The sequence below is a fragment of the Herminiimonas contaminans genome (genome assembly GCF_015645465.1).
Classification (GTDB): domain Bacteria; phylum Pseudomonadota; class Gammaproteobacteria; order Burkholderiales; family Burkholderiaceae_D; genus Oxalicibacterium; species Oxalicibacterium contaminans.
In genome coordinates this window covers 193,594-204,377 of the sequence record NZ_JADOEL010000005.1, presented here as the reverse complement: position 1 = coordinate 204,377, position 10,784 = coordinate 193,594, and the positions used below count along the sequence as shown (strand labels likewise).

The 10,784-nt window shown below is 53.2% G+C and carries 12 protein-coding genes; all 12 read right to left on the bottom strand.

What is annotated here, in order from left to right; all coding sequences use genetic code 11:
• Positions 1 to 101: 101 nt before the first annotated feature.
• Complete coding sequence (locus IXC47_RS09155; RefSeq protein WP_195875394.1) at positions 102 to 284, bottom strand: hypothetical protein; 183 nt, start codon at positions 282 to 284, stop codon at positions 102 to 104.
• Between the two features lie 557 nt (positions 285 to 841).
• The gene (locus IXC47_RS09150; protein ID WP_195875393.1) at positions 842 to 1,846 is read right to left on the bottom strand and encodes a tyrosine-type recombinase/integrase; all 1,005 of its coding nucleotides are present in this window, start codon (positions 1,844 to 1,846) and stop codon (positions 842 to 844) included.
• Positions 1,847 to 2,027: 181 nt separating this feature from the next.
• The gene (locus IXC47_RS09145; protein WP_195875392.1) at positions 2,028 to 2,483 is read right to left on the bottom strand and encodes a Lar family restriction alleviation protein; all 456 of its coding nucleotides are present in this window, start codon (positions 2,481 to 2,483) and stop codon (positions 2,028 to 2,030) included.
• A complete protein-coding gene (locus IXC47_RS09140) occupies positions 2,480 to 2,860 on the bottom strand; it encodes a hypothetical protein (protein WP_195875391.1) in 381 nt (126 codons plus the stop codon). The genes IXC47_RS09145 and IXC47_RS09140 overlap by 4 nt, the downstream gene beginning before the upstream one ends.
• Positions 2,857 to 3,567, bottom strand: coding sequence for a hypothetical protein (locus IXC47_RS09135; protein WP_195875390.1), 711 nt, complete (start codon positions 3,565 to 3,567; stop codon positions 2,857 to 2,859). Before IXC47_RS09135 ends, IXC47_RS09140 begins: the two co-directional genes overlap by 4 nt.
• 2 nt (positions 3,568 to 3,569) lie before the next feature.
• The gene (locus tag IXC47_RS09130) at positions 3,570 to 3,905 is read right to left on the bottom strand and encodes a hypothetical protein (protein ID WP_195875389.1); all 336 of its coding nucleotides are present in this window, start codon (positions 3,903 to 3,905) and stop codon (positions 3,570 to 3,572) included.
• The gene (locus IXC47_RS09125) at positions 3,902 to 5,632 is read right to left on the bottom strand and encodes a DNA cytosine methyltransferase (protein WP_195875388.1); all 1,731 of its coding nucleotides are present in this window, start codon (positions 5,630 to 5,632) and stop codon (positions 3,902 to 3,904) included. Before IXC47_RS09125 ends, IXC47_RS09130 begins: the two co-directional genes overlap by 4 nt.
• Positions 5,633 to 5,639: 7 nt before the next feature.
• Positions 5,640 to 6,317, bottom strand: a complete 678-nt coding sequence (locus tag IXC47_RS09120; RefSeq protein ID WP_195875387.1) for a hypothetical protein — start codon at positions 6,315 to 6,317, stop codon at positions 5,640 to 5,642.
• Positions 6,318 to 6,402: 85 nt separating this feature from the next.
• The gene (locus IXC47_RS09115) at positions 6,403 to 6,663 is read right to left on the bottom strand and encodes a KTSC domain-containing protein (RefSeq protein ID WP_195875386.1); all 261 of its coding nucleotides are present in this window, start codon (positions 6,661 to 6,663) and stop codon (positions 6,403 to 6,405) included.
• 25 nt (positions 6,664 to 6,688) lie between these two features.
• Complete coding sequence (locus IXC47_RS09110) at positions 6,689 to 8,305, bottom strand: YqaJ viral recombinase family protein (RefSeq protein ID WP_230089474.1); 1,617 nt, start codon at positions 8,303 to 8,305, stop codon at positions 6,689 to 6,691.
• Positions 8,306 to 8,330: 25 nt separating this feature from the next.
• On the bottom strand, positions 8,331 to 9,383 hold the full coding sequence (locus IXC47_RS09105; RefSeq protein WP_195875385.1) for a hypothetical protein: 1,053 nt from the start codon (positions 9,381 to 9,383) through the stop codon (positions 8,331 to 8,333).
• Positions 9,384 to 9,731: 348 nt separating this feature from the next.
• Positions 9,732 to 10,613, bottom strand: coding sequence for an SUMF1/EgtB/PvdO family nonheme iron enzyme (locus IXC47_RS09100; protein WP_230089473.1), 882 nt, complete (start codon positions 10,611 to 10,613; stop codon positions 9,732 to 9,734).
• Positions 10,614 to 10,784 lie beyond the last annotated feature (171 nt).

Sequence of the window (10,784 nt, the reverse complement as noted above, 5' to 3'; positions counted from 1 at the left end):
TCTGCTTGCTTAAGGATGGCAATAATCTGGCTTTCCGAAAAACGCGACTTCTTCATGTAAAACTTCCTCAATTTCGATTGGAGAAAATTCTACTTTCAAATTCACTTCTTTTCCGGGGGGATTACCGGGCCATCACCTTTTGGACGGCCGGCTTCTTCTATTTCAAATTTTTCTTTTACTTCCCAAGCCTTGGCTTCACGTTTCGTACTGAACGTACAGGATGCACGTTGTCCATCGACGAGAATGCGTGCGAGCCAGCGGTCTCCGCGTTTTTCGATGCTCATGCTGTCACCTCCATGATGAAGGTGCTAGCGCATGCGCCGGCAATTGCGAAGCGCGAATGGGAGTGGGGATGTCGGTGAGCCGACGGACTGACTAAGGTAGGTGTGGTTACGTGCTGCTTCATTTTCATTCTCCTGGTAGCAAACAAATGGATGTGTTTGTGGAGAAGTGAAGCGACTGGAAAATTTTCTTAAATGCCGAGGTGCGCAATAAGTGTTTAGATAATTTTAGATATGCGCAATGAAGCGCAGTGGAGTGTCATCTGAACCAACAATGAGTTACCACTAAAATTACCACTACCGTCGCACTTACACCTTATTTTCGGACATAAAAAAAGGACCTCCCGAAGGAAGTCCTTGATTTTGCTACTGTAATTCGTGGTAGGCCGTGCGGGATTCGAACCTGCGACCAACGGATTAAAAGTCCGGTTAAGCTGTTTATTCGCACAGTTATTTGGCGGGGCTGCATAGCAAAATCAATGACTTACGATAACGTGAATACTGTGAATAACAACAGTGTCATGCATCTGGTTGGCAGAAAAATGCACACACTTAGACGGCTATTTTTGTCGTGTTCCGATCTTGCTCACGGCTTCCTCTAACTGGTCAGTCAAAAGGTGGCTGTAGCGCTTAGTTGATACCATAGAAAGGTGGCCGAGGACGCTACCAACCACCACTAAAGGAACGCCGGAATTCAGCATTTCCGATGCCGCTCCGTGCCTCAGATCGTGAAAGCGTGTCTCAGGGTAACCGGCCAACGCTCGGGCGCGCTCCCACTCACCTGAAAATCTGTCGCCATCAATGGTAAATCTGATTCGCCTGGCCAGCACAGCAATTTTCCGATGAATTGGAACAATGCGCGGCTTGCCGTTCTTGGTCTGCTTCGCGTCAAGCACATAGCCTTTCTTCGTGGCTTTGGCGATCAGTATTTCCTCACGGCGCATGCCGGAATAGAAGGCGATCCGGATTGCGGCGCGAACCTGCCTATCTCGGCACTTCCTGGCAATGCGTAGCATTTCCTTGCGTTGAGGGTAGTGTGTGCGCTCATTGCTCACCGGCGGGATGGTCATGCGTCCGGTGTGGTCTTCTTCAATCAGTCCGACCTTATAGGCGTATTTGATCGCAGCGCGTATGTAGGCCAGAATATTGCGGATGGAGCCATCAGTCAGAGGGCGCTTGTTTAAACCGCTCCTGGCTTTGTTGGCTCGCAGGTACCCGACGAAGGATTTAGACCATTCGTGCAAATCAGTGGCATCCTGATCATCATATTCAGAGCGCCATTTTTCCAGTATCCGGACACGCTTTTCTCGATCCTTCCACTCAGCATTAACATCGGCCACGTGCTTGCGCACACACTCGCCAATGGTGACCACTGCCTTGCGGGTACCGGTGGCAATCGCATAAATCTCGGACTCCCACTTCCGTCCTAACGCGTCGGCCTCGGCTGCAGTAGTTCCAGCAGGGAGGAGCTTCGTTTGCCGAATGCGGCCGCTGCCCTCGATGATACGGTTGAACGTCCAGCGGTAACGCTTGCGGCCGGACTTTGTAATGGTTTCGATTGGCATGATTCTAGGTACTGATAAAGTGAATTGAGATCGTACACGTGTGTTTTCCGCGTGAGCTTAAACCGTTTGATGCGGTGGCAGTCTGGGTCGAGGCGGCACATGAGATGTTCGGGTATGCCGAGAATTTCCGCCGCCTTTTTTGTGCTGACCCGTTCCGGTAGCTTTTCAGTCTGTCCCATATTTACTCCTTTACTGCATCCTGATTCTCAGAGGTTTGGCTTGCTTGCAGGGCGGCATCGATGGCGGCTATGGCTTCGGTTGCCTTGTTGTTTGCAGCCGTGTTGTGCTGTTCTACCTGGTGATCACTGCCATCGCCGCAACCATATCCACGCTTGTTCAGCATCCCATGCAGCGCATCACGTGCCTGCTGCAGTAGCTTCGCATCAACAGCGTCCTGCGCGTCTACCGGGGCGGTGCGAGTGTTCCAAGCAGCCATAGCTCTCTGCTCAACAGTTGAGTTGTCTGCGTAGCCAGGCTTTGTGGTGTCACCAATCGCACTTTTAGCTACTCCGCAAGATTGGCATTCGTAGGTTACGCTAACCGCATAACCATAACGCTCATCAAGAGAGTTTCTAATATGCTTAGGATTGCCAGCGCAAAATGGGCAAGGCTTCAGCACTGTCTTGATGTCTGTCATGGTCTGTTGTCCTGTCCGCAGTGCGTGCAATTGCCAAGGTATTGCGCTCCGTCGCGCATAATGCGTCCGCAACCTTCACACTTGATAACGTCTACCTTTGGTTTTTTGGGTTTGATTAAGGTGATCCCGGTACCGACCAATGCCTCAGCGCGTCGTATGTACTGCATGTCAACGGCTGGTCGCGTCTTTGCGTCGATGTATGACTTAGGCCACGGAATGTCTGTTTCTCGCATCTGGTGGCGCGCCACTGCCTCGGCCTTGGTGTAGATATGAGCCTTGCTCACGTCTGACGTGTAACCCTTGCCATCCTTTGCCCAAAACAGAACGTCGTTGCCAACATAGCTGCGACTGTCTTGAAGGTAGTATTCGTCGCTCATGCCTTCACCCCATCGGCTTGCGGTTGCGCGGTAGGGGCGGCAGACTCGGAATCTATTGCATTATCAAGTTGATCTGCTGTTCGCGCGTTGCATACAGAGATTGGCACTTCATTTGCCACGCACCAAGTGCGCAGTTTCAGATAGCGCTCTGCATCACGCACTGCCGCCACATCAGCCGGTGCCGATGGTTTATCGATGGGCGCTAATTCACCGCATCCAACACAAGTAACAAAGCCCGTTTCGTTATCCGTTGCGAACATTCCGGCATGGGTGCACCCGTCCCCGGTTTGCTCAATTGGCTGCGCCGATGGTTGCGAGGCGAGCAGGGCGCGCACGATAGCGATCGCCTCTTGAGTCACGCCATTACCGTCAATTACTTCGCAGTCATCGAGGCGCAGTATTGCATCCTTGATCTGCTCATCCGTCAGCGCCTTGGCTTGTACTGGCTGATTGGTGGATACAGACACGTTCGGCTCATCGTCAATAAGCGCGCAAGTGCATGTTTCAGGGGTGCAAATACTTCCTACCTTGCAGCGCTGAGCGGCATTTTTCTTTTCCGTTGCGGCCTCCATAAAAGCCTCTGAAAAACGCACTGCCAGATCATTCAGCATTGGCGTGCCGTCCAAGCGCTTCCACCATTTCAATTGATCGATTTTGTACTTGGCAAGCACGCCTTCTGCGATTTTCATTGCTTCGATAAAATTCATGTTTATTCCTTGTTGTAAGCGGCGACAAACAATTGAATCCAGCGTTCAGGCATCCATTGCCCGTACTCATTACATGCAGTTGCAGCAGCTTTTGATATGCGATCCCAGTCGGTCAGCTTCACCGGCTCACTACTGGCGGCTACCGCCTGTTGAGGGGCGGCATCTTCGACGCGGCACAATGCAATCGCTTCGCTGGACTCATCTAGGAATACGTCGTCTGTCAGAGGCGCAAGTACTACACTGCGCACCAACTTATCGTTTGCGTCGTAGCGTTCGATCAGCCACGCCTCTGTTTTTGGGGTTGCTGGTACTGCCTGGTCGGTCTGTATGGTGGTCATGCGACCCTCGCAATTTGTTGTTCGTGTTTAAAGTTGGCCTCGATCAAGGCTCGGGCGGGTGGGGGTGAAACACTGTTCCCAATCATGCGCACCTGGGCATACCCTGGGAGCCGCTTTGTTTTCGCCTTCCCTTTTTTGTCCGTGTAGGTGTATTCCGGATCGAGAATGTAATCCGGTGGAAAGCCTTGAGCGTTTGCCAGCTCACGCGGAATCAGCATGCGTAAGCCGATGTCTACGACTTCCATCCATACACCATTGATCATTACCAGCTCAGGACGCTCTACACCTGCCAGGCTTGGGCAGTATTCCCAAAGAAACTCACGGACGGCTTGTCGACGCGCTTCTGTATTGCTCGATGCGGATAGCGTCGTGCGCACCTCTCCAACGTGTCCGCCGCCAGCGGTGAGCGTCCCCACTGGCTCCAACATCGATTGGCCGAACTGATGGTTTCGCAGCTTTACACAGTGCGAAGTAACCAACGCGTGTCGATTTTCAGTAACTATTGTGTTTATAGGCTTGCTTGCGCTCCATGCTGCGCCGGTACCGGCGCTTTGGTTATCGATACCTACCAGGTGCGCGCAAGTCACCGCAATACGGTCATGCGTGACTGCTGGCGGCATCGGGTCGTCCATTGAGCGGTTTTGGCTGCCGCCACTGTAGTACTGGACAAGCGACGCTGAAACCACACCAAGGCCGTGCGGCGCACCGGCTGGGCGGGCAGCACCGCCGCCGGACGTTGCCGTGGCCATAGGGACGCGCATATCGTGGCCTATGCTGCCGGTATTGAATTTGGTGATGTGGTCGGCTCTCAATACTCCATCAATTGATACAGGCGCTATAAATGGAGATTCCGCGTCTTTCACGTACCGCTCGAAGCCGCGGCCAATGCGCTGCAGTGTCTTTGGCTTTAGTGGGCGTTTGCGGTCGAACAGAATCGACGGACATTTGATTGACCAGTCGATGCAATCGGCTGCGGTTTTCCACGGCAGGAGCTTGCCGTTTTTGACTGCCAACGATTCCGGATCGCCGTGTGTAGGCTCAGGCCAGACAATAGGCAGCCCATCCCGACGCATAATCATAAACAGACGCTTCCGAATGGTAGGCGCGCCAAAATCACAGGCGCGTATGACCTTCCATTCGACCTTGTACCCAAGGCCGCGATACAAGCGATCGATAGGGAAATCGCCGCCCAATGTTTCATGAATCTCTGCTAAGTCGGGATGTTCTTTATCCAGGCCGGTAGAAAGTGCTTTTACAAATGCATTGAAGGTGCGGCCTTTCAGATTCTTGATAGGCTTACCCTTGGCATCCAGCGGACACCACCCTTGAAACTCCTCAACGTTCTCAAGGAAGATGCAGCGCGGCGCCTGAAATGCTGCCCATTTGAGCGTCACCCATGCCAGGCCTCGCAGCTTCTGGTTCAAGATGTTGTCACCCTTGGCGCGAGAAAAATGGGTGCAGGTCGGGGAAAACCACGCCAAGCCTATCGGCTGTTGATTGGTAACAAAGCCTGGATGAACCAGAAATACATCTTCTTGGTAGTGCCTGGTTGTGGGGTGGTTGGCCGCATGCATGCACAAGGCTTCGCCGTCGTGGTTTATCGCTATGTCGGGTTCACGTCCCAAAGCCATCAAAATTGCCTTACTGGCTCCGCCGCCGCCCGCGAAATTATCAACGATCATTTCATCGGGCAAGCCCAGGGGCAGGGTAAAGTTATCGCGCTTCATGCTGGCCTCAAATATCCGAGAGTGATTCGATTGGCTTTGGCAAAGGGAACCAGTTCGGCAATGCATCGAAGCTATCATTCAGTTTCATGATGCCGCCGAAACACTCGAGATCTCCAAGGCCGCCCAACACGAAAGTAAGTGGGCTGTCGTTATCGCGGGTAAAGAAGCGAATCGATTCCCCGAATGTCTTCCCAATCGCAAGCGCGTCATTGAGGTATCGCGGATTCACGGCGCCAGATATTCCCTCGCGGTAGCCGACTGTACTGGCCACTCGTTCAATGCGCGGGAAATCGCCCTCGATGATGGAGTTACCTGGCTGGATGAAAAGCGGTTGAGCAACATCACCCGAAATCATTGCGTTACCGTTCGACATGACGTCTAGGGTGTGCTTGGCGCTGGAAGTGTGTTTAAGTGCGTCCTTGCTGATCGACACGATTATTTCTTTCTCAGCGTAGCCGTTTGGGTCACGCACGACGATGTAGCGATGGCCGTTTGTGGCTACGATCATGACCGAGCCATCATCCAGCGGGCGTACGTTGATCCCATTCAGGTAGAAGCGAATGTCATTTTGTGCTGCGAACGGATGCACCAGCTTTACTGCAACGGCGCTAATCCGCACGATCATGTGCGTGTTTTCTTCAGCTTCCGGTAAGCCGTCGATCTTCATCTGGTCTGGTGCATTCATTTGCATTCCTCGTTAGTTTGTCTTTGAATTCGTCCCGGATTAGCGCCGCTATCGCAACGCTACGGCTCCGGGGAGGCCTCGGGAATCAGGAAACTTTTTTGTACGGATAGCGATCTTTGAACGGCTTGATGTACTTGCCGAAGAATGAGCCCTTCGATTCAGCCGCCAGGAAGTCGGCATAGCGTTCGGCTTCGAAATTCGCGTAGTGGTAAACGCTGCCGGCACCGGTCTTTGCCGGGAACTGGATCGCCAGGGTGCTGGTACCTGCGTCATATCCAATTGCGGCAATCTGCGACGACTCAACGGGCGTGACAGGAATTTCTTGATGTTTGGTTTCGGTATTCATGATGTCCTTGTTTATCGGGGTTGAATTAGGCTGCTACTGCAGCAAGGCTTTGATGTGCAGCGACCAGGTCGATATTGGCGATGCGTTTAATTGCTTCTGCTTTGGTCATGTTGAACATTTCGGCAATTGCGTCGATGATCTGCTGATCGCTTACACGATCTGCAATGTGGCCAACTGGCATAGCCTTGGCGCTGCGGGCGCCTGAAGGTTTGCTGATCACGGCTTCAGTAGCAGCCGCCGTAATTGAGTGTGCAGCCGTGGCTGCGCGCATTTCGGCTTGTGCTTTCGCGGTTGCTTTGGCTTCTTCTTCCACGCGGATTTTTTCACGCTCTGTAGCCTTGCGCTGTTCCTCGGCCGCGTCATGTGCGGCAATGCGCATCTTGACCAATGCCAGCAGGTCGTCTTTATCCTTCAGGACGATCTGCGCAACATCGGCGAACAGAAACTTGTGGTTTTCTCCCTCGGTCTGCAGGGTGGCGATGTTGATCTGGATTTTGTCGGCGATGGCATTGGCTTCGATTTTTACCCGTGCCAGTTCGGTGTCGACGGCATCGCGCAAGCTGGCGATAGTTTTCTTGCCTTTCATGGCACCGGCAAAATCTGCTGCGATAAATGGCATGTAATCCCAGCCAATACGCTTGTTGAGGCTGGTCACATGGTCTGCAAATTTGTCTTTGCCGCCTTGCAAGATGGCTGCCCGGACTTTCTCTTTCTGTGACTTGACGACCTTTTCCATCGCCAGGCGAGTGTCGCGCGCCAGATTGCGGTACATCTCGACCATTCGGCGCATCTCGTCAATGCTGGCAGTCTGTGCCAGCGCACTGTCCTCTGCTGCAGAAAGCGCATCCTCGGCCTTTTGCAAGGTCTTGACGGCGTTTTCTGCGTCAGCAAAGCCCTGGTCATCCGTAGGTTCTTTGTCGATGTTTTCGACGAAAGCCTGCAGCTTCTCGCCGAACAATGTCAGGTTGGACTTCAGCGCAATGGAGCCTTCCACATGGATGGTAAGGGCAGGGAGGCCAAGAGTAGGCGTTGCAACTGGCGCGAAAACGACTTCCGCTGGTACATAATCAGCCAGGTCAATTTCGAATTGCTTCCAGCCCGCTACGATGCGGTCAAACCATGCTTGATCAGGCAGAACTTCCATGCTGACAAAGCTATCTGCAGTTCCGTCCGACATGACGAACACGACTTTCTCGGCGCCGGTCACAAGCATGATCTGCTGACATTGCGGCATGTGTTCTTCCGGAAGCTCGCCGGCAGCCACCAATGCAGCGTGAGCAGTATTCCATTGCTTATGCTCGAAAGCGATTTCGTCGGACATGGTGAGGCCGTCACAAGATGCGGACAGCAGGCCGAGCGAGCAGGTCACCGGGTACAGGTCTTCGCCAATCATTGACTCAACCAGTGGGCGCGCCTGGGCTTCTACGACATGACCATGATCAAGAATGTTGGTTTGTACCCATTCGCTAAATTCTTTGGCGTTGCCGGTGTGTTTCATGTGCAGCAGTTCATTGCGCTTGACCTTCTTGGACAAGCCCAGCATTGCGGCCGCTTCGCTCGCACCGAAATGAGTTAGGCGGAATTCTTGCCACTCGGGTGAGCCTTGAACCAGGTTATGGGTAATTTTGTGTACGGATTTCAAATCGCTCTCCTTTGGAATTGGCGGATTAATCGTTTTCGTGCGACCAGGAATCGATGGTCAGCTTTTGTGCTTCTGTCAGCAGTTCTTTGGTTTGAATGGTGGCGACCAATTCGGCGACGGTTTTTTTCTTGTCGAGAATCGTTTTCCGCCAGCCTGGTGATTTGGCTTCGAAACTTTCATCGGTACAGGTAGGCAGGGTCTTTTTGTCAGTCGGCTTTTTGTCGCTACTTTCCTGCTCAGCCTTGTTTTCCATGACCGTTGCCCAGGTCGCTTCACCGTCACGTATGGCGCTGTACACACCACGAAGGCTGACCAGTTCTGCTGGTGAACAGGTGTCAAGCGAATGTCCGAGATAGGTGGTCAAATCTGTCGCCTTGACGCCGATTTCACCGAAGGCGTCAACGATGCGTTTGCGCTCGGCGGCTGGATCGGCGGCAGCGTCGTCCATGCGAATCTTTTTGATAATGTCGATGGCTTCGTCTTGAATATCGCCAGGGATGATGCGCAAGCCGAGTGTCCGCATGGCCTTGGAAATCAGTGCGCCGCGCTTGTTTAAAAGATCATCGTCATTCGCCGGGACGGTATAGACAGCCTTGTTGTAGCTGTTTTTACGCATCGATATGAAGCTGCCATCATCCATAGGCTTGCTGCGTTCTACGGTCTTCGACACGCGCACATCGGTAGAGTAAGTAATGTTCGATTCCAGATCAGTGACGGTCACGCGCTGAATTTCTTTTGTGTCATCTTCAAACAGCATGACTGGCTCGATCAGCACGTTTTTCATGTGGCGCAGGGCTGACTCGACGAAGCGAATCCCTAAGCCTTCTACGCCTTGCCCGATTGGCTTGATGTAGTAAACGCTCTTGTTATCGGCAAACGTTGGGCGCTTGCACTCGGTGAGTATGTCCAATCGCACCTGATCCCAATTGCGGGGCTGGCGCATTGCCATGACATAGCGCGCTTCGACCATTGCCTTGCCTTGAGCAGCGGCCATAGTGGATGCGGTTTCTTGCACCGCGAATTTGCTTTCGGAGCCGTTGAAGTCCTGACGTGTTGCTATTGCTGTGGATTCGCTCATTTTTTCCTCTTGCTTGGGATTGCCGCGCGTACTGCGCTACGGATTGCTGTTTTAAATGTGTCGCCGCTTTTCATGCGGTGACGTGTCCAGTAAAAAATTGCTTTCATGTCTGCCTGGTGATTGGGTGGTCAAGAATCCACTTCGACTCGGCGCGGCCACGTAGCAGCACGATGCTGCGAAGCCATGCCCGACGCGCGTGGCGCACACTTGCTGGGTTTGTATAATCGGCGCGGGGAAACAGAACGACGGCGCGCTTCAAAAGTTGAATGTTTGTAGTCATGATTACCTTTCGTTCTGTTCAGAAAGGACGCTGCGCTGCAGCGCCCGAGACCGGGAACCCGGAGCCAGTTACCCGAGCGACTTGGTGCAGCGGAAGCCGACGTCGTCGTACTCGTAGCCGGGCGAAACGTCGCTGAGAAGGAACGCGCCCACATTGACGTCTGAGTACCAGTAACCGCCCCGAATGAGCGCATAGCCGGACCAATCGCGTGAGCCGTCAGGGCGATAGCCCATACCCTTCTGTTCTGACGGGTAGGGGGCAGTAGTCAGGGAAATAGAATCGGCTTCGATGCGTTTGGCGATCAGGCCATCGGCGGCACCTTGCACGTCATCGAAAATCCACTGGAAGACATTGCCGTTGAAATCGCAGATAAGGGAACCGTTCGACAAAAGCAACCAACGGCGTTCTTCTTCATTGGTTGGTTCGTAATCACCAGGCTTGGCACCGCCGCCGAAACGGATACCTTGGCGCATCGATCCTTCTCCGACTTTGCCGCCTGTCCAGTTGGCCGCGACTTGCGATGCATTCCATGCGATGGCAAGCCATTGGGTTTCAGTAATCATTGAATAGCCAGCATCGGCGCATGCCTGTTTCGCATCGGCGAAATTGATACTTGTCCAAGGCTTGCCGGTTGCGCTGATGGATACCGCGCCGCCGTCACCTTTTGAGGCCACGTGTTGCGCAACTTGAAAAGCCGGAACAACTTGACCGCTTGGCAGGGTAGTTTCTGGAACGACCACAAAGCCCGGTTGCGCAGCGCCATTGCGGAGGTAATGCATCAGATCCGGCGAACCCTTCACAATCGCGGTGCCGTCCATAATCAGGCTTTGGCCTTGTGCGTTTTCGTACTTGGTAAGACCTTCCCACTCGCCGCCATGGAATAAGCCGTGCAAGATATTTGCGCCAGCGCGGACGGTGAAACTGCGTTCTTGATTGAGTTCGACGTTCATTGCATCTCCTGTTTGGTTAAATTCGATGACCGCTACCGGCGGTCAATCGGCCAGGTGACGTAACCGGCTTTCGAGTCGAGCGCCATGCACGCCTTCTCCGTCGTTTTGAAACTGTTCCTGTTCCGACAATTTGATTATCACGTATGTGTTTAAAGAAGTCAAACACATTTG

What these genes read in the sequence shown, in the direction of transcription:
- IXC47_RS09115 (WP_195875386.1), bottom strand. Translation starts at nt 6,663, where the DNA reads ATGAATACCGAAACCAAACATCAAGAAATTCCTGTCACGCCCGTTGAG.
- IXC47_RS09150 (WP_195875393.1), bottom strand. Translation starts at nt 1,846, where the DNA reads ATGCCAATCGAAACCATTACAAAGTCCGGCCGCAAGCGTTACCGCTGG.
- IXC47_RS09140 (WP_195875391.1), bottom strand. Translation starts at nt 2,860, where the DNA reads ATGAGCGACGAATACTACCTTCAAGACAGTCGCAGCTATGTTGGCAAC.
- IXC47_RS09130 (WP_195875389.1), bottom strand. Translation starts at nt 3,905, where the DNA reads ATGACCACCATACAGACCGACCAGGCAGTACCAGCAACCCCAAAAACA.
- IXC47_RS09105 (WP_195875385.1), bottom strand. Translation starts at nt 9,383, where the DNA reads ATGAGCGAATCCACAGCAATAGCAACACGTCAGGACTTCAACGGCTCC.
- IXC47_RS09145 (WP_195875392.1), bottom strand. Translation starts at nt 2,483, where the DNA reads ATGACAGACATCAAGACAGTGCTGAAGCCTTGCCCATTTTGCGCTGGC.
- IXC47_RS09100 (WP_230089473.1), bottom strand. Translation starts at nt 10,613, where the DNA reads ATGAACGTCGAACTCAATCAAGAACGCAGTTTCACCGTCCGCGCTGGC.
- IXC47_RS09155 (WP_195875394.1), bottom strand. Translation starts at nt 284, where the DNA reads ATGAGCATCGAAAAACGCGGAGACCGCTGGCTCGCACGCATTCTCGTC.
- IXC47_RS09135 (WP_195875390.1), bottom strand. Translation starts at nt 3,567, where the DNA reads ATGAATTTTATCGAAGCAATGAAAATCGCAGAAGGCGTGCTTGCCAAG.
- IXC47_RS09120 (WP_195875387.1), bottom strand. Translation starts at nt 6,317, where the DNA reads ATGAATGCACCAGACCAGATGAAGATCGACGGCTTACCGGAAGCTGAA.
- IXC47_RS09125 (WP_195875388.1), bottom strand. Translation starts at nt 5,632, where the DNA reads ATGAAGCGCGATAACTTTACCCTGCCCCTGGGCTTGCCCGATGAAATG.